Source organism: Synechococcus sp. BDU 130192 (genome assembly GCF_963876085.1).
In the GTDB taxonomy this organism is placed as follows: domain Bacteria; phylum Cyanobacteriota; class Cyanobacteriia; order Cyanobacteriales; family MRBY01; genus MRBY01.
In genome coordinates, this window is the sequence record NZ_CAWNNO010000059.1 from 1 (window position 1) to 21,598 (window position 21,598).

General features: G+C 49.1%; 23 protein-coding genes. 9 read left to right on the forward strand and 14 right to left on the reverse strand.

Annotation, left to right across the window (positions count from 1 at the left end; all coding sequences use genetic code 11):
* From AACT35_RS12555 to ruvX, 3 genes are all read left to right on the forward strand, one after another.
* A partial coding sequence (locus tag AACT35_RS12555; protein WP_445267909.1) for a hypothetical protein occupies positions 1 to 329 on the forward strand: 329 nt, incomplete at its 5' end.
* An 83-nt stretch (positions 330 to 412) separates the two neighbouring features.
* Entirely contained in the window at positions 413 to 1,600 is a 1,188-nt protein-coding gene (locus AACT35_RS12560) for a GNAT family N-acetyltransferase (RefSeq protein WP_012306575.1), read from the forward strand.
* Positions 1,601 to 1,609: 9 nt separating this feature from the next.
* Positions 1,610 to 2,044 carry a Holliday junction resolvase RuvX gene (gene ruvX, locus AACT35_RS12565; protein ID WP_099238041.1) on the forward strand — a complete coding sequence of 145 codons (435 nt, stop codon included), beginning with the start codon at positions 1,610 to 1,612 and terminating at the stop codon, positions 2,042 to 2,044.
* On the opposite strand, the gene AACT35_RS12570 is transcribed toward ruvX, so the two are convergent.
* From AACT35_RS12570 to AACT35_RS12585, 4 genes are all read right to left on the reverse strand, one after another.
* Positions 2,041 to 2,481, reverse strand: coding sequence for a hypothetical protein (locus AACT35_RS12570; protein WP_012306573.1), 441 nt, complete (start codon positions 2,479 to 2,481; stop codon positions 2,041 to 2,043). The two genes, ruvX and AACT35_RS12570, sit on opposite strands and share 4 nt — an antisense overlap.
* 119 nt (positions 2,482 to 2,600) lie before the next feature.
* Complete coding sequence (gene hflX, locus AACT35_RS12575; RefSeq protein ID WP_254047950.1) at positions 2,601 to 4,229, reverse strand: GTPase HflX; 1,629 nt, start codon at positions 4,227 to 4,229, stop codon at positions 2,601 to 2,603.
* Between the two features lie 117 nt (positions 4,230 to 4,346).
* Positions 4,347 to 4,814 (reverse strand): surface-adhesin E family protein, encoded by a 468-nt coding sequence (locus AACT35_RS12580; protein WP_143596758.1) that lies wholly within the window; start codon positions 4,812 to 4,814, stop codon positions 4,347 to 4,349.
* A 134-nt stretch (positions 4,815 to 4,948) separates the two neighbouring features.
* A complete protein-coding gene (locus AACT35_RS12585; RefSeq protein WP_062433111.1) occupies positions 4,949 to 5,524 on the reverse strand; it encodes a TerD family protein in 576 nt (191 codons plus the stop codon).
* Positions 5,525 to 5,543: 19 nt separating this feature from the next.
* Between AACT35_RS12585 and lpxD the strand changes: the two genes are divergently transcribed.
* On the forward strand, positions 5,544 to 6,569 hold the full coding sequence (gene lpxD, locus AACT35_RS12590) for a UDP-3-O-(3-hydroxymyristoyl)glucosamine N-acyltransferase (protein WP_099238045.1): 1,026 nt from the start codon (positions 5,544 to 5,546) through the stop codon (positions 6,567 to 6,569).
* Here the strand turns inward: lpxD and dusB are convergent.
* From dusB to AACT35_RS12610, 4 genes are all read right to left on the reverse strand, one after another.
* Entirely contained in the window at positions 6,566 to 7,666 is a 1,101-nt protein-coding gene (gene dusB, locus AACT35_RS12595) for a tRNA dihydrouridine synthase DusB (protein ID WP_254047951.1), read from the reverse strand. The genes lpxD and dusB overlap by 4 nt on opposite strands.
* On the reverse strand, positions 7,650 to 9,404 hold the full coding sequence (locus AACT35_RS12600) for an EAL domain-containing response regulator (RefSeq protein ID WP_099238047.1): 1,755 nt from the start codon (positions 9,402 to 9,404) through the stop codon (positions 7,650 to 7,652). Before AACT35_RS12600 ends, dusB begins: the two co-directional genes overlap by 17 nt.
* 33 nt (positions 9,405 to 9,437) lie before the next feature.
* Positions 9,438 to 10,445 carry a PhoH family protein gene (locus tag AACT35_RS12605; protein ID WP_099238049.1) on the reverse strand — a complete coding sequence of 336 codons (1,008 nt, stop codon included), beginning with the start codon at positions 10,443 to 10,445 and terminating at the stop codon, positions 9,438 to 9,440.
* Positions 10,446 to 10,576: 131 nt separating this feature from the next.
* Positions 10,577 to 11,296: a response regulator transcription factor gene (locus tag AACT35_RS12610; protein ID WP_030007285.1), complete on the reverse strand. Its 720-nt coding sequence runs from the start codon at positions 11,294 to 11,296 to the stop codon at positions 10,577 to 10,579.
* Positions 11,297 to 12,043: 747 nt separating this feature from the next.
* Between AACT35_RS12610 and AACT35_RS12615 the strand changes: the two genes are divergently transcribed.
* A complete protein-coding gene (locus AACT35_RS12615) occupies positions 12,044 to 12,436 on the forward strand; it encodes a hypothetical protein (protein ID WP_030008357.1) in 393 nt (130 codons plus the stop codon).
* A gap of 349 nt (positions 12,437 to 12,785) precedes the next feature.
* On the opposite strand, the gene AACT35_RS12620 is transcribed toward AACT35_RS12615, so the two are convergent.
* The 3 genes from AACT35_RS12620 to AACT35_RS12630 form a co-directional block, all read right to left on the reverse strand.
* On the reverse strand, positions 12,786 to 13,322 hold the full coding sequence (locus tag AACT35_RS12620; protein ID WP_143596759.1) for a hypothetical protein: 537 nt from the start codon (positions 13,320 to 13,322) through the stop codon (positions 12,786 to 12,788).
* Between the two features lie 92 nt (positions 13,323 to 13,414).
* Entirely contained in the window at positions 13,415 to 13,870 is a 456-nt protein-coding gene (locus tag AACT35_RS12625) for a hypothetical protein (RefSeq protein ID WP_143596760.1), read from the reverse strand.
* Between the two features lie 53 nt (positions 13,871 to 13,923).
* The gene (locus AACT35_RS12630; RefSeq protein WP_030007845.1) at positions 13,924 to 14,334 is read right to left on the reverse strand and encodes a hypothetical protein; all 411 of its coding nucleotides are present in this window, start codon (positions 14,332 to 14,334) and stop codon (positions 13,924 to 13,926) included.
* A 1,018-nt stretch (positions 14,335 to 15,352) separates the two neighbouring features.
* On the opposite strand from AACT35_RS12630, the gene AACT35_RS12635 reads away from it, so the two are divergent.
* Positions 15,353 to 15,973 (forward strand): CPP1-like family protein, encoded by a 621-nt coding sequence (locus tag AACT35_RS12635; protein ID WP_099238051.1) that lies wholly within the window; start codon positions 15,353 to 15,355, stop codon positions 15,971 to 15,973.
* A 24-nt stretch (positions 15,974 to 15,997) separates the two neighbouring features.
* On the opposite strand, the gene nusB is transcribed toward AACT35_RS12635, so the two are convergent.
* From nusB to AACT35_RS12650, 3 genes are all read right to left on the reverse strand, one after another.
* Positions 15,998 to 16,639 (reverse strand): transcription antitermination factor NusB, encoded by a 642-nt coding sequence (nusB, locus tag AACT35_RS12640; RefSeq protein WP_012306559.1) that lies wholly within the window; start codon positions 16,637 to 16,639, stop codon positions 15,998 to 16,000.
* Positions 16,640 to 16,696: 57 nt separating this feature from the next.
* The gene (locus tag AACT35_RS12645; protein WP_030007843.1) at positions 16,697 to 17,461 is read right to left on the reverse strand and encodes a DUF502 domain-containing protein; all 765 of its coding nucleotides are present in this window, start codon (positions 17,459 to 17,461) and stop codon (positions 16,697 to 16,699) included.
* A gap of 257 nt (positions 17,462 to 17,718) precedes the next feature.
* Positions 17,719 to 18,546, reverse strand: a complete 828-nt coding sequence (locus AACT35_RS12650) for an HpsJ family protein (RefSeq protein WP_099238053.1) — start codon at positions 18,544 to 18,546, stop codon at positions 17,719 to 17,721.
* Between the two features lie 95 nt (positions 18,547 to 18,641).
* On the opposite strand from AACT35_RS12650, the gene pgl reads away from it, so the two are divergent.
* The 3 genes from pgl to nuoH all read left to right on the forward strand — a co-directional run bounded on the left by pgl (position 18,642) and on the right by nuoH (position 21,576).
* The gene (gene pgl, locus AACT35_RS12655; protein WP_030007841.1) at positions 18,642 to 19,400 is read left to right on the forward strand and encodes a 6-phosphogluconolactonase; all 759 of its coding nucleotides are present in this window, start codon (positions 18,642 to 18,644) and stop codon (positions 19,398 to 19,400) included.
* 37 nt (positions 19,401 to 19,437) lie between these two features.
* Positions 19,438 to 20,247, forward strand: coding sequence for an FHA domain-containing protein (locus AACT35_RS12660; protein WP_099238055.1), 810 nt, complete (start codon positions 19,438 to 19,440; stop codon positions 20,245 to 20,247).
* 210 nt (positions 20,248 to 20,457) lie between these two features.
* Complete coding sequence (gene nuoH / locus AACT35_RS12665; protein WP_030007840.1) at positions 20,458 to 21,576, forward strand: NADH-quinone oxidoreductase subunit NuoH; 1,119 nt, start codon at positions 20,458 to 20,460, stop codon at positions 21,574 to 21,576.
* Positions 21,577 to 21,598: the final 22 nt, after the last annotated feature.

Genomic DNA, 21,598 nt, shown 5'->3' on the forward strand with positions numbered 1-21,598 from the left:
AACCCCTGACCCCAGAACAGCGCTTGATCGCGGCAATTCAAGCCCAGTTAGATGAAGTTACCCAACCCTATGGGGACAACATTGTGCGCACGATCCAGGCGGATTTTGACACCAATACCCTGCGGATTACGGTAGGTGATGCTTGGTATCTCTTGCGAGAGGGGTTGCAAGATCGCCTCGGCATGGAGGTTTTAGAATTAGCCCAGTTGCTCGATTTTAAAAAGATGGTTGTGGAAGATTTAGCCGGAAATTTCGTGGCGCGGAATCCGGTCGTGGGCGATCGCCTTGTGATTGTGCGGCGCTATCAAGATTTCCAGGGGGCAAGCTGAAGCTAAGTCTAAGTCGGTGCATTCAGCCCATAAACCCGTTAAGATAGGGGCAACAGCGGACTGAATTGGGGACAATACTGACCATGACAGCGGGAATGAGCAAACAAGGCAAAGTATCCATCCGGCCAGTACAGTATCGGGATCTCACGGCGATCGCCAATTTTGCCAGCGAAGCGGATCTAGATGGGCCTTCTCCCCTCGATATGCCCCTTGAGGATCACCTCGAAAATACCAAGAATTTCTACGGCCTCGTTAAGTTACTGAGTTTCTTTCCAAATCCTAATCAGTACAGCTTCCATGGTTATGTCATTGAAGTCGATGGCCAGCTTGTGGGCTTTGTGAAGATTTCCCCCTTCAACTCCTCCCAAAGTACCTGGCGCGTTGAACAGGTAATCATTGACCCCCATTTTCCCAAATTGCAATACCACGGCTCCGCCAGAGACCCCGGTTCAGCCCTGCTCCGTTATTGCTTTGACCATGTTGTCGAAGCCCGCAACTGGGTCTTAGAGGTGAATGTTAACGCCCAACAGACCCTCAGCCTTTACCGTCAAAATGGGTTCCAGCCCCTCGCAAAACTTACCTACTGGGCGATCGCCCCGGAAATTCTCAGTGAATTGGCCCTCCAGGAACCCGCCCTACCCAATTTGATGCCCGTGGGCAATGCCGATGCCCGCTTGCTCTACCAACTAGACACCGCTTCCATGCCGCCAATGCTCAGACAGGTCTTTGATCGCCACGTTCAAGACTTTAAGAGTGCGCCCCTCAGCAATTTAATCTGCCGCGTTAAAAATTGGACGCAGCACGTGGATGTGGTCGAAGGCTACGTTTTCGAGCCCCAACGAAAAGCCGCCATCGGTTATTTCGCCGTGCAATTAGCCCACCAAGACCACAAACCCCACCATGGCCGCCTCACGGTACACCCGGCCTACACCTGGCTCTATCCGGAACTGATGATCAAAATGGCCCAGATCGCCCAGATCCGACCAGAACAACCGCTTTTGACCACCTCTACGGATTACCAGCCGGAACGGGAAGAATTTTTTGAAACGGTGGGTGCTACTCCCAGGGAGCATACACTCCTCATGTCTCGTTCGGTATGGCACAAAGTGCGGGAATCCCAGCCCCTCGAAGCGTTGCAATTATCAGGGGTACTCCAGGGTTTACAGCCGATGCGATCGCCAATCCCCAGCCGCATCCATTGGTTTAAAAATCATCCCAGCCTAAAATTACCAAAGGAATCACCGCAGCGGGATTTCTTCCCGGAAAATTAGGCACAGCAGATGGAATCAGTGGCAGCATTGGGCCTGGATATTGGCCGTAAACGTATTGGGGTGGCTGGCTGTGATGGTCTGGGGCTGTTGGCGACGGCTTTGACCACCATTCAACGCACCACTTTAGAGGCAGATTTAGCGGCGATCGCCCATTGGATCGAACAGCGCCACATTCAAGTTTTGGTGGTGGGTCTGCCCTATGCCATGGACGGCAGTCTAGGGAAACAGGCGAAACAAACCCAAAAATTTGCCCGCAAATTGGCAGAAGCCTTTGGACTCCCTATTGAATATGTAGACGAACGGTTAACCTCCGTCGAAGCCGAAAACCAACTCAAAGCCGAAAAGCAATATGACCGCCAACAAAAGGGCCTCGTCGATCAGCGAGCGGCCCAAATTATTCTGCAACAGTGGCTAGAAACGAGACAGTGTGCCCCGACTTCCTAAGTGACAGCATCAGAATTTCCTGAAGCGAACAGTTCAAAGGCTTTTTGGGAAAATCGTTGGAGGCGATCGCACACATCTTTAGCGGGTTGATAGTCGCCGACCAGTTGCCACTGGGCAATGGTTGAGAGTCGCCACGCTTCCCCCTGGTGATTAAAACCCGCCGTTTCAATACCGATAAAGGTTTGCACTTGATCTAGGGGGTCTGTAAAAAAGCGAATTTGCACCAGCATACTCCGACTTTGGAAACGGGGACTCCAGCCCGGCAGGTGAAAGCCAATGTCAATGGAATCTGGGTCCATCCATTCACGGGTTTCGGGGTCATTGCGCCAGGGTTTGAGGTCGGCCCTTGCATCGGGGAATTCGGCTCGGAATAAATTCACCACCGAGGCAATTTTCGTCGCCAGCTCAACGCCTAAGGCCCGTTCTGATGCATTCACGTTTAACCTCCTCGGAATCTAGTAGACATATCTCAAGCTTAACGAGTCATGTTCTACGCTAAGGGAGAAATTCGCAGTTTTTTGACAATTGGTTTACAATCTCGCGAAAATTTGTCTCTTTATAGTTGTTTTAGTATCTGGGCAAGCCGTTGTCGGAGGGTTTCAAAACCGAGGCGATCGCCCGCAGAAATATAAACAGCGTGTGGATGGCGCAACTTCGCCTCCTGGAGCGCTTCACTAGAAACTTGATCCAGCTTATTAAAAACCAACAGGGCTTGGGCTGGCATAATCGGCATTTCCCCTAGAATTTTTTCGACGGATTCTAACTGATGCTGCCAGGCAGGATGAGACAGATCCACCACATGAATCAACGCATCGGCTTCGGTGACTTCTTCGAGGGTCGCCCGAAACGCATCCACCAGGGCCGGAGGCAACTCATGGATAAAACCAACGGTATCCGTTAGTAGGATTGTCTGAGTTTGAAAGGCTTCATCGGTGAGAGTCAAGCGCCGAGTCGTGGGATCGAGGGTGGCGAACAGTTGATCCGCCGCATACACTTCAGCATTGGTGAGGGCATTGATCAAGGTCGATTTGCCTGCATTGGTGTAGCCGACAATCGCAAAGGTGGGCACATCCTGCCGTTGTCGTTGACTACGCATCCGAGAGCGATGGGCTTGTAGCTGATCGACTTCCTTTTGCAAGCGACTGAGGCGACTTTGGATCGTGCGGCGCTCCGTTTCTAGTTTCGTTTCCCCAGGGCCACGGGTGCCGATCCCCCCCCCCAAACGGGACATGGCTTGACCCCGACCCACCAAGCGCGGCAAGAGATACTCCAATTGCGCCAGTTCCACCTGGAGTTTTCCGGCGCGAGACTGGGCCCGCTGGGCAAAAATATCGAGGATTACTTCCGTGCGATCGCAAACCTTCACCCCCAGTTGTCGTTCCAGGTTGCGCCCCTGGGCAGGGGACAGATCCCGGTCAAAGACCACAAGATTCGCGCCGAGGGTTTGTACCTGGAGGGCAATTTCTTCGACTTTCCCGGTACCAACCACGGTTTGGGGATGGGGTGTACTGCGTTTTTGCTCCAGGGTCAGCAGCACTTCCCCCCCGGCGGTATCCACCAAGCGGGCCAGTTCCGTCAGTCGATCCTGGAAAGGGCGATCGCCAATGTCTGATGTTTGTAAGCCGACGAGAATCACCCGGTCATGGCTTTGATCCACTTGTTGGGCGGTAAATTCCCGGCGAAACTCCGCCTCTAGTCCTTCAACCAGATCCAGAAAATCCTGTTGGGAAACCTCCTCTAGGGCTTGGGACTCAGAAACAAGCCAATAGGCATGGCTCGGATGGGTCTGGGGGAGTAAGTGAGCCACATAGACATTTTTAACATAGCCAGCGGCCCCCCGGCCCCGTTTCGTCGTCCCCGTTCCCGTTAACGTAAAACTCACGAGGGCGTCTAATCGTTGCAGCACCATCGCCGTTAAACTCGATTCCTTGGGCGGTTCATCCTTCGGGCTGGCGGTCAAGCAGCGGATACCCGATAAACGCTCGGCACCATAACGGGGCAATTCTAGGGGAGGAATTTGGGTTTGTCGGGGTGAACCAACTCCAACCCGGATTACCTTGCCGCGTCGGTTGAGATAGACACAAACCGCTTGGTTTAGCTCTGTACTGAGGGCTGCGATCCGTTGGGCTAATTCTGGAGTTGTGAGGCGATCGCCAGGCACAGCCTGTTGATACAGTCGTTGCAACTGCTTGAGTTGACTACTTTTAAGACCTTTGAGATTACCGTGAATAGTATCGATGGGCAGCTTCCTAGAACGAAATGAATGCTAAATAATCATTAGAATATCGTGTCGAAATGTTTTCTATTCGTCAAGGCGAGGGGCCGCCGCCGTATCGGTGCGACCATTGCCACAGACAAAGTCTAGGAGGCTAGCTCCCGTCGAACCGGGGGAAACCGTATTCACTTCCCCTTGATCGCCGTAGTTTTTGTAAAAATCAGTGTTTTCGCCGTTGAGGATAAACACCGAAATTTCCCGTAGACGGGTGACCCGCCGGGAGCAGTCCCCAGAATAATAGGCCCGGGCATGGTAGCGCAATTCCTTCGATGTGCTATCGCGGTTGACCGCTTCTACTTCCCACCAAGCAAATGGCCCCTGCCGTCTGATGGTTGTGGGGTTGACGTATAGCTCTTTTTCCATGTACTGGCCGTAGTCTTCGTCGTAGCTGCGACTGGCTACCACCTGTACCAGTTCTGCCTGGGCGACCAGGGGAACCGTTAAAATCCCCGTGGCGATCGCCAACGTGCGCCAAAATTTTGAAAAATTACCCATTGCCCGTCCTCCGCAAGGCATCAAAATCAAAAATTGGGGAAGGGTTTTGAGGCGATGTTTTAAAAAATATGCGATCGCCATCTGTTCTACTAGCTGGGAACTTCCCCGAATGCCTCAACCAGCAAGCCAAAACACTATTGATAGCGGTCGAGTAGCGTTTGCAAGCCTCCTTGGTAACCATCACCCACTGCATTGAGACGCCATTCGCCCCCTTCGTTAACGACCTCTGCCATAATCAGGGCTGTCTCACTGGAGAAATGTTCCTGGAGAGAATAGCGCAATACCTCTGCTTTCGTTTCCACGTTCACCAACCGGACATAGGCATTTTGCACCTGACCAAAGTTCTGCCGCCGCGCTTCCCCGTCATAGATCGAAATCGCGACCACAATTGTGGCGACATTTTCCGGTACTTTCCGAAAATCAATGATCATCACCTCATCGTCACCTTCACCAGCCCCCGTGCGATTGTCTCCCATTAATTTGACGGCTTGTTCAGGATCGGGACTCGTCAAGTTATTGTAAAAAATGAAGTGCTGGTCTGAAATGAGCTTGCCATTATTCCCTAGCATAAAAATAGAAGCATCAAGGTCAAAGTCTGCCCCTGTGCCCTGTTGCTTTATATCCCAACCTAAACCAATAAAAGCGGCGGTGAGGCTTGGTGCAGCTTTCTTGAGGGAAATGCCTTGGCCCTTGTTTAGATTAATCGTCATTTTCTATAGCTAAAATTCGATGAACGTTTCTGAATTAATTCAAGTTTTAAAGTCTGATCTCATTATCGATCATTCCCTCGGAAGTGACCCGGAGATTACGGGGGTCGCCGCCATTGATGCCGCAAAATCCCAGGAAATCAGCTACATCGAAGGGGGGAAATTTGCCGCAAGGGTCGATACAACGGCAGCTTCGGCGTTAATCTTGCCAGCGGATGAAGATTTGCAACAGCGGGCGACGGATCGGGGTTTGGCTTGGCTCAGTACCAAGGAGCCGCGTTTGTTATTCGCGGCGGCGATCAAAGTCTTTTATCAACCGTTTCGTCCGGCACCGGGGATTCATCCCACCGCTGTTATTGATCCGTCGGTGCAGCTGGGCGAGGCTGTCTCGGTGGGTGCCCATGTGGTGCTTTATCCGGGGGTGAAAATTGGCGATCGCACTTGCATTATGGCCAATGCGGTGATTTATCCCGATGTGGAAATTGGTGCGGATACCTTACTCCATGCCAATTGCACGATCCACGAGCGAGTAAAGATTGGCAATCATTGTGTGATCCACAGCGGCGCGGTAATCGGGGCAGAAGGATTCGGCTTTGTGCCCACGGCCCAGGGCTGGTTCAAGATGGAACAGTCGGGGATTGTCGTCCTCGAAGATGGCGTTGAAATCGGCTGTAACAGTGCGGTGGATCGGCCTGCCGTTGGGGAAACGCGCATTAAAACCCAAACCAAACTGGATAATCTCGTCCATGTAGCCCATGGGGGAACCATCGGCTCGAACTGTGCTCTTGCTGCCCAGGTGGGTTTAGCAGGGGGCGTCACCGTCGGGAATAATGTGCTCCTTGGGGGTCAGGTGGGCGTCGCGAACCAAGCAGTGATCGGTGATGGGGCGATCGCCACGGCCCAAACCGGGATTAATAATCGGGTTGCCCCTGGGGAAATCGTTTCTGGTAGTCCGGCAGTCCCCAATGCGGTTTACCGGAAAGTCTCGGCCATCTACAAGCGTTTACCGGAAATGTACGAGGTATTTCGTAAACTCAAGAGGGGTTAAATCACCGCCAGTTGGGGCGTTTGGATGGTGGGAATGCTGGCTTGGTTTTGTATCTGCTCAATGGCTTCATCGAGGAGGGCCTGACCTTCGGCGACGGTGTTGATTTTATTAAGGCGATCGCGAAAATCTGCGGCTCCCGAAAAATCCCGACAATACCAGGTCAAATGTTTGCGGGATTGGTAAATGCCCTTTTGTCCTTTGTAGGCCCAGAGCCCGTCCAAATGTTCCTTGGCGCACTGGAGCAATTCCACCACGGTTGGTTGGGGCCGCCGTTGTCCCGTTTTGAGGAAATGGTCAATTTCGCCGACTAAAAATGGATAACCCAAGGTGCCCCGGGAACACATTGCCCCATCAGCTCCCGTTGCTTCCAAGCAGGCGATCGCCGCATCCACTGAAAAAATATCGCCGTTGGCAATCACCGGAATCGAGAGGACTTCTTTGACTTTTTTAATCCACTGCCACTGGGCTTTCCCGGTATAACCCTGGGCCCGGGTGCGACCGTGCACCGTCAGCATTTGCGCTCCGGCATCTTCTAACCGGCGGGCAAAGTCAACAATCACGATTTCAGCATCAGCCCAACCAATGCGGGTTTTAACGGTCACAGGCACATCGACGGCTTCCACCACTGCTTTAACGATCGCCACCGCCACCTCTGGTTGCCGCAGGAGAGAGCTACCACCTCCTTTGCGGGTAATTTTATTCACCGGACAACCCATGTTGATGTCGATGGTTTGGGCGCCCTCGGCCACGGCTTTTTTCGCTGCTTCCCCCATAAAATCAGGGCGACAGTCAAACAGTTGAATGCTGATCGGCTGCTCCCCTGGGTCAATCTCCATGAGCCTCGGTAAGGTCTGGAGGTGGTGGACTTCCTGGGCGCGTACCATTTCGGTGTACATCATTGAACTGGGGGCGTAGCGACGTACCAGGCGACGAAATACTAGATCTGTGACCCCCGATAGGGGCGCTTGGAGGACACGGCTCTGGAGGGCAACGTTACCGATTTTTAAGGGGCTATCCGGCAGGGAGATTTGGGGCGATCGCCTTGGGTCAGAATTCACTGAATTTACTGGGGCCGTGGTGTTAGGGGTCAGGGGCATCAAAGATTACCGAATCATGGGGAAATATTGTCTTGGACAAGAGTAACTGCTCTAGTTCTGGGGCGCTCATCGGATAGCCCAACAAAAAACCCTGGGCGCGATCGCAGTTGAGTTGCTGCAAACACTCTAATTCTGTCTCGTTTTCAACCCCCTCCGCAATCACTAAGCGTTTCTGTTGGTGGGCCGTGTTAATTAGCGATCGCACTACTGTCTGTTGTGCCGATTTTTGGTGGATGTTGCGGATTAAGCTGGGGTCTAGCTTGAGGAAATCAAAGGGAAATTTTTTGAGGTAAGTCAAAGAGCTATAACCGAGACCAAAATCATCCAGAACAATTTTGACACCGAGGGTTTTAATCGCCTTGAGGCGGCGAATGGTTAACGGGGCATTGTCTAAGAGGGTTGACTCCGTGAGTTCTAACACGAGGTTTGCTGGGTTTAAGCCATTTTCAATCAGTAAGTGGCTGAGATCTTGGTGGAAGTGGGGTTGATTAAATTGAGTCGCCGAGAGGTTGACCGCCATTTGGAACGTTTGATGGTCTTGGTTTGCCCAGCGGCGGAGCTGACGACAGGCTTGGGTCAGCACAAATTGATCGAGAAGTTCGAGTAAACCGATGGGGTTGGCGATCGCCAAAATTTCCTCAGTCAGAATAGAACCCCTCAGGGGATGTTCCCACCGCAGCAGGGCCTCCGCCCCCACCATCTCTTTTCCTGGCAGTTGGCATTGGGGCTGATAATGAACCGTTAACTGATGCTGGTGATAGGCATCCCGCAGATCATCGGCTAGATCAAGGCCCTTGGGGTAACTTTGCGGCGTCATTGCGTTGGCAAATTGATAGCGCGGCTCCCCTAAATTTTGGGCCTGGCGCTGGGCGGCCTGGGCCTGGGCGACTAAATCCCTGAGATTGTCGGCATCCTGGGGATATTCAGCAATCCCTAGGCTCACGGACAGGAAAAACTCCTCGGTGGCAGTGGTTAAAAATTGCTCGAAAGCAGCAAGGATTTCCTGGGCGATTGCTCCGGTATCGGCCTGGACATAGGCGCGATTTAAAACGAGGCAAAATTCCCCAGCCGCCAAACAAATAACTCTTCCTCGCCCTTGGAGCCCTTGATTTAGACGATTGATGATCGCCTGGTTGAGCTGGTCAATTTCCTGGGGTTCGAGGTCGGCACAGATCTGGGCAAACCGTTCAAAGCCAACGACAAATAGCGGTAAAAATGCAGCATCATCTTGCTGGAGGGTCAGGGCGATCGCCTCGAAGGTTTCCTGGAGACTAAAGCGATCGCTGCAATCATTTCTCAGTGCTGGGGGCGTTGTCTGGGGCGCTGCCTTTGGCGATGCATCTGGGGGGCTATAGTGCTGTTGCAAAGAAGATAACTTACTCAACCGGATGGCGATCGCCGACAGTAACTCTTCTTTTGTAAATGGTTTTGTTAAATAATCATCCGCCCCCAAACGCATTCCCTGGCGAATGTCCTGTTTTTCCGCCCGGGCCGTTAAAAACACAAAGGGGATCATCGCCGTTGCCGCTTCGGCCTGGAGCTTTTGCAAGACCCCATAACCATCTATCCCCGGCATCATCACATCACAAACAATCAAATCCGGTTGGTGCGCCAGGGCTAACTGTACACCCTGATGTCCCCCGGCGGCTTCTAGGACTGCATATTGTTGCTGCGCTAGGATTTTACGGATTAGCTTCCGCACAATATCATCATCTTCAATGACTAGAATTGTCGTCATAACAAAATAGGTGATTAGGGTATGGCCCCCTTGCTACCCTCCTTTCGTTTGTCCCAAAGGCCGCCGTTTTTGGCTGGTCGTACCATGGCTCTCAAATCGATCATAGGCGCTAACGATTCTCTGGACGAGGGGGTGACGCACAACATCAGCATCCGTCAGATAACAAAAGCCAATCCCTTCTACAGACTGGAGAATCTTACTCGCCATAATCAATCCCGAAGACTGATGACTCGGCAAATCCGTTTGGGTGATGTCCCCGGTGATCACCATCTTAGAACCGAAACCCAACCGTGTCAGCACCATTTTGAGCTGGGCTGGGGTCGTATTTTGGGCCTCATCGACGATCACAAAGGAATTGCTGAGGGTGCGTCCCCGCATGTAGGCTAATGGTGCGATTTCAATGCGCCCTTTTTCCATTAGTTCAGGCAGTTTCAGCGGATCGATAAATTGGTAGAGGGCGTCGTATAGAGGACGCAGGAAAGGATCAACTTTTTGTTGCAAGTCCCCCGGCAAAAAGCCTAATTTTTCCCCAGCTTCCACCGCTGGCCGGGTTAAAATCAAGCGTTCGACTTCATCCCGGAGCAGGGCTTGGACGGCTAGGACTGAAGCGAGAAAGGTTTTCCCAGTACCCGCCGGCCCAATGCCAAAGGTGATGTCATGTTTTTGAATGAGTTGGATATATTGGCGCTGTCGAAATGTTTTGGCGCGGATATATTCGCCACGTCTGGTTTTTCCTAGGGTCTGCTTTTGGAGGTCTTGGTATTCTTCGACTTGGTGGGTATCGATGGCATGGAAGGCCGTCAGTAGATCTGGTTGGGAGATGTGTTGGGCTGTTTCCCAAAAAGGTTGCAGGAAATAGAGTGCTTTAACGCAACGATTAACGGCCTTTTCGCGACCTCGCACCAGTAGCTCTTGTCCCCGTAAGACCACAGTTGTGCCGGTGTGCTGGGATAGAAATTTGAGGTTTTCTTCCTTGACGCCAGAGAGGGCGATCGCACTTTCTAGGCTGGGGAGTTGAATGGTTTGCGAGGTTTCACTCATGGGCAAAGCAAAAAAATAGATCAGCCTTAATTATAGGCAGCAGAGGGAAGAGAAAAGACCAAGATAGGGTTTCGGACCCTCACTTTTGGGGGGTCTTTTCCTGTCAGATGACGCTACAGACTGGGAACTGATCAGCGGGTTTCGCTAAAGGAGTTTAATGTTGTTTCAAACATATAGCCCACACCCCGCACAGTTTTGATCGGGTTTTCTTGCTGCATGAGGTTGTCAAGTTTGCGACGAATTTGTCCGATATGGACATCCACGACCCGTTGATCGCCTAGGTAATCGTAGCCCCACACTGCTTGAATCAGTTCTGAGCGCCGCCAAACTTTGTTCGCATTTTTCGCGAGGAAGTGGAGCAGGTTGAATTCTAGGGCCGTTAGGTTGACGGGTTCTCCCTTGACAGCGACCACATGGCGCATCGGGTCAATGTTTAAATCAGCAAAATCGAGGCTTTGGTCTTGGGCTGGGGGGGCAACGGGCGATCGCTGACGGCGGAGAATCGCATGGACACGATGTTCAAGCTCAATAATGTCAAAGGGTTTAGTCAGGTAATCATCTGCCCCTTGGGTAAAGCCTCGTACTTTATCGGTCGCATCGGTGCGACTGGTCAGAATCAACACGTAAGTATCCTTCGACTCTTGCATTTGCTCACAGAGGGCATAGCCGAGGGTATCTGGCAGATTAATGTCGAGGATTACCAGGTCAGGACTAAAGGATTGAAATGTTTCTTTAGCAGATTGTCCATCCGTTGCTGCTGCCACTGCATAACCTTTCTGCCCGAGAAATCGAACAATTAGTGTGCGAATTGCTGGATCATCATCAACAACTAAAATTTTGGCACCGGCCATAGACTCTTCAAGATACTTTCGGCGAATAGTAAATCAAGGCTTCAAACTAAAGCTTGTTTGATTAGTGTGCGATCATATTCCTCCCTAACACATTATTTTAGTGTAATTCTGCGAAAAGTCTATGGCGATCGCCCTGAGCCGCCCCAGAGTTTTTAAAAATTCAATTTGACCAGTGGGCAAGCCCTAAAAATGGCCTGAAGGGAGCCAGAACATAAAAAGCAACTTTTGCTGCTTTCCCAAACTCCACGACGGCTTTCCGAAGTAGAAAATTTTACCTTCTTCTTTTTTTGATAATTTTAGACAACCTTTGCCTGTTAAATTAATTGTGTTAGAAAAAAGATGCATCACCAAGCTTTCAAAATTGAGACTTCAATTTATCCCAAGAAGTTAGAGGTAGACTAGATTCAGACTACTAAACGAAGGTCATCAATACCCCTCTTGCTTATGTAATATTTGTTTACTATTTTTGAGCATCGAAACATATCTTGAATTTTTATTTAAGCTACGTAGTCATGCTTTCTCAAATATTGTTATCATTTAGGGGGAGAGCATCAATATTTCAATCACTCAACCTCGAATTTTTCTCATCGTAAACATAAATAATTCATGACCGAAAGCACTGAGTACAACATTAAGCACCAACAAATCCAAGAGATGTGCTTTCAGCAAAAATTCTTTTACAAAAAATTTCACTCAAACTGATCGCTCCAATATTGATCAATTAAGTCAAGGGAGGAAAAGAGCAAGATGAATAAACTGTTTACAACAGCCCTCAGTGGTCTATCATTTATCGTTGTTCAACAGGCAAAAAGTGAACCTGTATTCATTGATTTTGATTACCAGTATCGGTATGGTTATGAATATAATTACGACTATGATGACTATAGCTATTACTACCACGCCAATGTCTACACCTATAGCGATGATTCGGTTGTATTCCCAGTCAAAGTACTCGTTAATGCTGCATGTCAACAACCACAGTACCCCATTGTACTAGACTCTGAAGCAGATACAAGCAACGGTACAAATATCTTGATCGAAGAATCTAATGTCGTTATTGATAATGATTTCAGTACAAATTGCTCTGCTTTTACAGAAAAAAATGTCCTGCTGCTCTGGGAAGAAAACGAAATAAAATAGGCGTCCCTTCTGGTTTTTCTTTCTGTCAAGCTGTACTGTTTTAAAATAGATCTTAATAAAAGCACTTTGACTTTATTTTCTTGAGTTACTGATACAAAATTAACTCAAGAAAAATACTGTGAACCAAAAGATACAGTAGGATATTTCAATACAACAATTCCATGCCTATTTGACGGACCTCTAAGTATGGCAATAAAAACACTTGGAGTTAGTAACAAAACGACTGTGTTTTAGTGCTTTAGAATGCAAAGACATGAGCTACTGTAAGCTGAAAATTTTTTTTAGCCACTCTTTTTTTATTTTTATATAGCCTTTGAGATATTTTTCCTCACCACTCAAAATATTATATTTAATCAGTCTTTAAGTAATTAGCAGACAATTCTACATCATCATCTAGCTTATTGTGAGTCGATTCATTTTGTCGGGCTTCATTTGTGCTAGAAGTCCGTCCTTGTGAAACCAACCGAACCGCAGAACATTGCCGCGCTAATACTGGATAAACCTCTGGATCTACTTGAATGCCTGAAGAAATCATGTCAGCACAAAGTTTGACTGTTTCCGCTGAAGTTTGGATTTGAAACTTTTCTAATTCGGCTTGCTCTCTTTCCAGTAGGGTAGTGCTGAAATCTCTACAGTTGCTGCCCACTTGACCACCGAGGGGCACAATAATGGCACCGGAAAGAGCGTAGGAATTTGAACTCTCCCCATCAAATGTATTGCCATTTGCAGAGCCACTGAGCACAAAGGAAGGGCGGGGACAAACGATCCCTCTAAAACCGTAGGTGGCACTTTGACCTAAGTTGTACACAGCGGTTTGGTTGACTACCCCAGTCGCACTATTCCCCAATGAATTTTCATTATTCATCGTATTACTTTGATCTTGCATCGTTTGAGCCGCTCCGTAAATAGGAGTCAGGAACACTGTGGAGACAGCCGTTAAAAGTGTGAAGAATTTTCGACCAAACATAAATGAAACCTTTAGAAATCAACGGAGAGATTGCTTTCAAAAATAAAGGTGGTGCCATAGGTCTCTGCTGAGCCTTTGACCGTTGTAGAGGAACCTCGTGTTGTAAATTCTGATGCGTACGAATATTGACTTTCGACTGTGTAATTTTCGAATTCGACACCACCATTGATGGGGTTCATCGATCCAGAAACTACATTTTGAGAGAATTCTGTTTCGAAAATGCTGGATTGCCCACGAGATTCTTCTGTAATATCAATTTCTGTGGAGCCGCCGTAGAATGGCTCAATGGAATGAAAAAAATTAGCCCGGATTGTGGGTACAGATGCAAAAGGATCTGGCTCTATATCCAAAGATAAAGGAGCGCCTGTGTATAAACCATCATAATAAGGCTCTCCCTGGAGCAGATTACCCGCAGATGCCGGGCTGGCGATGAACAATGCCATCGCCAAACCTAGCATTCTTTTCATGATTCTATCTGTAATAGTTAGAAACTTAGCTACGTGATAAATTACCGATGAGATTATCGGTTGCCGGCAGCAGTTTCATGCTCTGTAGTGTCAGATCCAGATTGCGTGAAAATGCTACCATCAAGTTTCGTTGTACTGCCGAAAGTTTCATAACCAGTTTCACCAGCAGAGGCAGTATGGAAAGTAAAGTCCTTAAAAGTTGTCGTAACGTCATAGCCACCACAGTAGCAGTCGATTTCCTGTGTTACAGACCCATCTTGATATGTTTTGTAAGCGTAGCTGCCCCAATCACGGCGACCATTAGACCATTCATCACTGTCTAAGGTAAGGTTAGTAGTCGTTCGAGACCAGCTAGTGATGTCTCTGTTAGTAACGTAGCTTTCGCCAGCCTGTGCGGCTTGACCGATGGCACCAAAAGCGATGATGGTTGCGAATGCGATTGTAGAAGAATTGAATTTAGCCATTGTAAGGAATCCTCAATAGAATTCAGTTTGATTTCAACAAATGCGTAACTAATTAATTTAGTCTTGCTGCTAGGCAAAGGTAAGACCCAAACCATCAAGTCTAAATTTCCCGTATAAACCAAGCCTCAGAACACTTAATTTCCTTGAAATCTCGGTAGAAGAACTACTCCCTACTTCTAGGATTTTTTTGGGAAAACACGTACGTATATCGCTTTGATCCTTGCAAGTAGAGGTTTCAAGTGCCCCAGAAGGATCTCCATGAACCTTCTCTCAAAGAAGAAAGATGAATAAAATACTTCTTTTGGGGTAAGAGTACGTGATTATACTGAAGCAGATTGTGGTTTACTTCTTTTTGTTACTTACGTATTTGTTTGTACTTCAGTTTTATTCCCTTTCAAAAGGAAGGTCAACCCTTTAAAGCTTGATTTTTATAAATTCTATATAATGAAGCTTTTTTCTATAAAATTAGTGCCTAATTAATCTGAGATTAAAAGAAGCTTCATGAAACTGACAAAATTCAGGACGTCTTTAACTAATTAACATAAACTTATGTTTACAAAGCCAGATCGAAAGAAAGACGATCCATAAAAACTCAAGCTTGAGTTTTTATGGATCGACAAAATGGACTTATTTTAGTGCCGAGTGCGATCAACGGGCACGAACCACAGTCTGGGAGGATTGTATTTTTGTGCTTGTCTGTTCATTGGCCTCTACGCGATCGCTTAGTGGAGGGTCTTTGGGATGGTCTCTGAGATTTTGTACATTGCAGCGAGTTAGGGAGCCTGAGTGGTTCAAGTACCTACTCCGTTGATCAGCTAGCGTTAAGTATGGGGATGTATGCTCTCTGGTCTAGGCAAGTCTTGAGGCGATCGCCCCGGCTATCATCACCAGAAAAAATTTTGCTCTATGGAAAGCGCACCGGAAAACGCTCATAATAATAAACTGTATGATGATTGGGTTACATTAAGAATCTAAGGATGTTCCAATAACCCAGTGGCATGCTCACAGGAGGAGGAGAATGAGCGAACAAAATCCCTACGAAACCCTTGGGCTTGCAAAAACGGCTTCATTTGAAGAGATCCAAGCAGCCAAACAAAAACTAAGCGCCCAATACGAAGGCGATCGCGCCGTAGTGGACAAACTCGAAGCGGCCTACGATGCGATTATTATGGACCGCCTTAGACAACGGCAACAGGGCACCCTAGATGTTCCGGATAAAATTCGCTTTGCAGAAACTTCTCAGAAGAAAGCGCAGGCGTCTCAACCGCTGATGAAGTCTCCCGAACTGCCCCAGTGGTTGGTCAATTTACGGGATACACCAGAAACCAACACTCTATATACCGCCCTCGGTGTCAATGGGGCGATCGCCATTGCCGGAATATTCCTCGCAACGGATCTCACTTCAACTCTTTTGACTGTGGCATTGATCGCGAATATTTATTTGCTTTACCGTAAAGAACAACGCTTCGGGCGAGCCGCTCTGATTGGGATTGTCGCCCTGGTCGCAGGCATTGCCCTCGGTAGTGGTGTGAATGCCATCCTCAATAGTACTGGCGTCACCGTGGCGATCGCCCCCGAACATCTCCTATTAGTGCTCACCAGTATTGTTTTTGGTTTAGGGACGAGTTTCTTAAGATAATGATAATAACGACCTGAAGGGCATCTATTTGAGGCTGTCTTCAGCCCGGAGGCGATCGCTAACCCGGCGCAGAACACCATTAATGAAACGATGGCCATCTTCGTCAGAATAGCGTTTTGCCAGTTCTACGGCCTCATTGATGGCCACTTTATAGGGCGTTTCTAAAAACAAAATTTCAGCCACAGCGATGCGCAGAATATCACGGTCTAAGCGGGGCAGACGATGGTATTGCCAATCCACTAAAGACCCGTCAATGACCTCTTTGATTTGATCATTGCGACGGCGGAGGGTTGTGAGAATCTCTAACGCAAAATTGCGCACCTCATGTTGGCGGGTCAACTGCAAAAATTCTGGCAATTCCACCACATGACCCAAACGATTAATTGCCGCACGAGTCAATTCCAGGGCATCTGCGGCCATTGTGCGCGCACTCTTGACATTAACCGCTAACGTTTCACTTCTGAGTAATTGCTCCTCTGCCCGGGAAACCTCACTCGCCGCATCCTCTAAAATGTCATGGATTTCGCTACTCAGGGTCCGAACCGCTGCCAACATCAATTCATCAAGCTCTACGGCTTCTAACTTATCGGGCTTGCCTTTGATCTGGCTCAAACTCAGTAGAGCAATTTCACGGGCAACACTACGGGGCTGTTTACGGGCGGGCATAGTCTAACTAGGGATAAACAATAAGGAAAATCAACGTCACTCAGAGGCACCATTAAACTACACTTCTTCCTCTAGAGAAAGCATATCCGCCTGGGGACTGTTTAATTCTTCGAGGGGACGCTCCAATTCACGGGACTTTTTACGGCGGGTCAAATTGAGGGGAATTGTGCCCCGCACTGATTTTCGTTCGGTCTCTGCATCCGGACTCACAATGCCCCCAGAAATTAAGACTTTAAAGGCATCCTCAATGGACATTGAGAGGTTGATCACATCATCTTCTGGCACCATTGCATACCAGCCAGAGGTGGGGTTCGGAGTCGTCGGAATAAACACACTCAAGAGGGGATCGGCCACCTGGGCCTGTAATTGGGGACTGACTGTTCCTGTGACAAAACCTAGAGTCCAAACACCAGGTCGCGGATATTCCACCATCACTACCCGTCGGAAGCGACTCTGGGAATCCCGCAAGAGAGTTTCTAATAGTTGCTTGAGGGTTTTATAAATTGCGCCTGCTAGGGGAATCCCTTGGAGAATTTGTTCTCCGACATCTAACAGCCAACGTCCGACAAAATTTCGTGCCATCAGACCGATCACCAGAATAAATGTCAGGGGAACGGTGATCCCAACGCCAATATTTAAGGCATTGGTCAAGATTGGGTCCAGGCCATCGAACGGATTAATCTGCTTAGGGATTTGCGTCAAAAAATTAATCACCCAAGTCGCAATCGTGATCGTCAACCAAATGGTGGTCGCTAGGGGGATAACAACGAGCAACCCGGCAATCAGATCGTTTTTTAAATCTTGTTTCAGACGTTCTAACACGGTAGGGCGAGGTTTCCTGGTAGGGAGATGGTGGACGAAATGGCGGGAATATGTACAGTGGGTAGTCGTTTTTGTCGGTTTAGGAAATCAGGGAAATTTTGGGGACTAGGGTAGAAAAATAAGTGAAATGTTAAGAAAAAAGACGACGTAATCTATTTTACTGAATTCTTTGGGGTTGCCAACGTGTCTGGGTGCTACTGTGTTGGAAAAAGTGGGGTGACAAGTACCCGTCGAGGTCACCCCAAGCGGGAAAAGTATTATTCGGAATCGGCAGGTGCTTCAGGTTTGGGGGCTTGGGATGGGCTTGTTTTATTGAACCAAGCATTGCGAACGCCAAGCCAACCCACAATCAGATAAGCAATTCCTAACAAGAGACTGCGGATAGTGGTTGGGATAATTTCCTGGAGGACACTGCGGTTGGCTTCTTGGCGCTGTTGTGTCTGGAGTTCAACAACGCTTTGTTGTAATTCTTCTAGCCGCGCATTCAGGGCTTCGGGGTCATTGACGAATGTTTGGTAGTTGAGGAATTCTTGTCTTTGAGCTTCGACTTCGGCGATCTGCTGGGGGGGAACTTGACCAGAGTTGAGGGCTGTTTCAATTTCTTGGATCTGTTGCTCTAGTTGTTGTTTGGCTTCGGGGTTTTGGGCAAGGGCTTGGAGTTGGCTATATTGCTGCTGGACTTGTTGTTCCCGTTGTTGGGTTTCTTGTTCAATTTGGGCGATCGCCTGTTCCCGAATGCCCTGCATATTATCGAGGTGGATAGGGATGAGAATCAAGAAGATCACTCCAAGGACGAGGGAAAAAAGAAAACTTAAAAAACGACCATCTGTAATGGAGGCGCGCAGTTTTGCTGGTTTTCCGGCATTGTCATCTAGCCAACTGCCCAGAAGCAGAGCCACAATCCCAATCAAAGGGTTAAGCCCTCTACCGACTACCTGATTTGTGAAATTAATTTGCCAAGCATTGTCCAGGGGCAGCCACGGGAAGGCGGCAATGACGTAATCAACGAAAGAAGAAATTAACAGTACGCCCCCCAAAATCTTGAGGCTCAGGGACGTAAAAGAAGCAAGGCGAACATTATTCATACTTTATGTATCAGTCAATGGGCGTTTATGGGTGTCACCACTAGAATGACGAGTAACGCTATTTTAGGGGGCATGGTTCGTCCTCTGTAAAGTTTATGACAAAATACCTGGAAATCCTGGATGACAAACCGGAACTCATTAAACGGGCGCTGCGTATTGTCATGGGCCGGATTGAGGAGGCGATCGCCCGTCGTGGTGTCTGTACCATTGCCCTTGCCGGCGGCAGTACCCCCAAACCTTTATACGAAAAATTAGCAGAGCAATCCCTCCCCTGGGCGCAACTCCACATTTTTTGGGGAGATGAACGCTATGTACCTGCCGATCACCCCGATAGTAATCAACGGATGGCCCGGCTCGCCTGGCTGGATCAGGTGCCGATTCCGGAGGGCAATATTCACCCGATGCCGACCGCAGCCGCAGACCCCCAGCAAGATGCAGCGGCCTATGACGCAACGTTGAGAAATTTTTTTGGCGATCGCCCCTGGCCCAGTTTCGATATTGTGCTGTTGGGTATGGGGGATGATGGCCATACTGCTTCGCTCTTTCCCCAAACGGCGGCCCTAACGGTTGGCGATCGCCTCATCACCGTCGGTGAAAAACAGGGAGAACCCAGGCTGACCTTTACCGTGCCCCTGATTAATGCCGCCCAGAACATTCTTTTCTTAGTCGCTGGGGAAAATAAACAGGAGGCGCTCCAGAAAATTTTCCATAGCGATGCCGATGGGTTTGCCTATCCCAGTAAACTGATCAACCCAGACCACGGTGTCCTCTGGTGGCTCCTGGATGCTGCTGCTGGCGATCGCCTCGCCCCCGATCAAGCAATCTATCAAACGAAATCTCGCCCAGAGCCTTAAAATAAAACCATTCTTTTCCCTTTGACCACCCACTGTCATGATTAGTTGTCCCAACTGTAACCACCAAAATCCTGACGGCGCTGTCCAATGCGAAGCCTGTTATACCCCCCTCCCCCAAGCATCGGCTTGCCCCCAATGTGGCGCTAGCGTCCAAAGTAATGCCGCCTTCTGTGGTCAATGTGGCTTTAACCTGCAACAGGCCGCTCCCATGGCAGTAACAGAGGAGTTACCCAAAACTGTGGTTCCCAATGCCCCCAGTGCCAGCGCCCCCCCCACAGATCCCCCTGAGCCCACCCTGGATTTCCCAGAGATTCCCGAAGCGGATTTCCCTGATTTTCCTGACTTTTTCGAGGAAGAAGAAGCCGCTGCCCCTGCCGTTGCCGAATCTCCAGAATTGCCTGATCCTTTCACATTTGATTTTGAAGAACCAAGCCCTGCCCCAGAGGTGCCGCCAACGCCTGCTCCTGCTCCTGCCCCAACCACTGTCCAGGGATCAATGCAGGCAACCCAAATTCAAGTGCAGACCGCCAGCTTGCTCCATGTGCAAACCCAGGTGGCCTTAGAAATTCCTGAACACCTCGATGTGATTCACATCGGCAAACCGAATGAGACCGTCCCACCAGATATTGATGTTTCTGGTTTCCCGAGTTCTGAGGTGGTATCACGGGTACACGCCGACCTGCGCCAAGAAGCGGGCCTCTACTATATCGAAGACACTGGTAGTTCCAATGGCACCTATATCAACCATGTGCCCCTCCCCGTGGGTAATCGACATCGACTCCGGGCCGGCGATCGCATTGGTTTAGGCAAAGGCGATAAGGTGACGTTTATTTTCCAAATCAGTTAAGGGCGATTTTCCAATCCTGGCGTTTTGCCGTGGCCATTGACGTACCTTGGTTTAGAAAAACTTATCAATAGCCCCTAAAATTCCCTAAGAGGTTCTGATAACGGAGTTTCCCGGAACAACGATATACTAATTCAGTGATGTCACTTTTGTTGGAAATCCCTGCCTCGATACATTCCCTTAACAATCCATCGTGCAGGCCAAAGAACCCCTATGAACTCAGGAATCGATCTTCAAGGTAGTTTTATCGAAACCCTCCAATCCTTTGGGTTGTCCCATGAAATTGCCAAGACTATTTGGCTACCCCTACCGTTGTTACTGATGATTATTGGCGCGACAGTGGGTGTTTTAGTCGTGGTGTGGTTAGAGCGAAAAATTTCAGCGGCAGCCCAACAACGGGTTGGCCCGGAATATGCAGGCCCCCTAGGGGTTTTACAGCCGGTGGCCGATGGTTTAAAGCTGGTTTTTAAAGAAGATGTGGTCCCCGCTAAAACAGATCCCTGGCTCTTTACCCTCGGGCCTGCTCTCGTGGTCATTCCGGTCTTTTTGTCCTATCTCATCGTTCCCTTCGGGCAAAACCTGGTGATTACGGATTTGAACGTGGGGATTTTTCTGTGGATTTCCCTCTCAAGCATCGCTCCCATTGGCCTTTTGATGTCAGGCTACTCTTCTAATAATAAATATGCGTTACTGGGGGGACTGCGTGCTGCCGCCCAATCAATCAGCTACGAAATTCCCCTGGCCCTGGCTGTATTGGCGATCGCCATGATGTCCAATAGCCTGAGCACCATTGACATTGTTGAACAACAATCCGGTTACGGCATTTTAGGCTGGAATATTTGGCGACAACCCATTGGCTTCCTCATTTTCTGGATTGCCGCCCTTGCCGAATGTGAACGACTCCCCTTTGACCTACCCGAAGCAGAAGAAGAACTCGTCGCTGGCTACCAAACCGAATATGCCGGGATGAAATTTGGTCTGTTCTACGTTGGCTCCTATGTCAACCTCGTGCTTTCGGCCCTGATTGTTTCGATTCTCTACCTAGGCGGTTGGGAGTTCCCGATTCCCCTCGATAAGCTTGCCGGTTGGTTAAACGTTGCCCCCAGCACCCCTTGGCTCCAGGTGATCACCGCCTCCTTGGGGATTATTATGACCCTCGTGAAAACCTATGCCCTGGTCTTTATCGCTGTCCTCCTACGCTGGACTTTACCGCGAGTACGCATTGACCAACTCTTGAACTTTGGCTGGAAGTTTCTCCTCCCCGTTGCCCTTGTTAACCTATTGCTCACGGCGGCCCTAAAACTTGCTTTCCCCATTGCTTTTGGGGGCTAAGGCTTCGTCGTTTCTTTCTCCT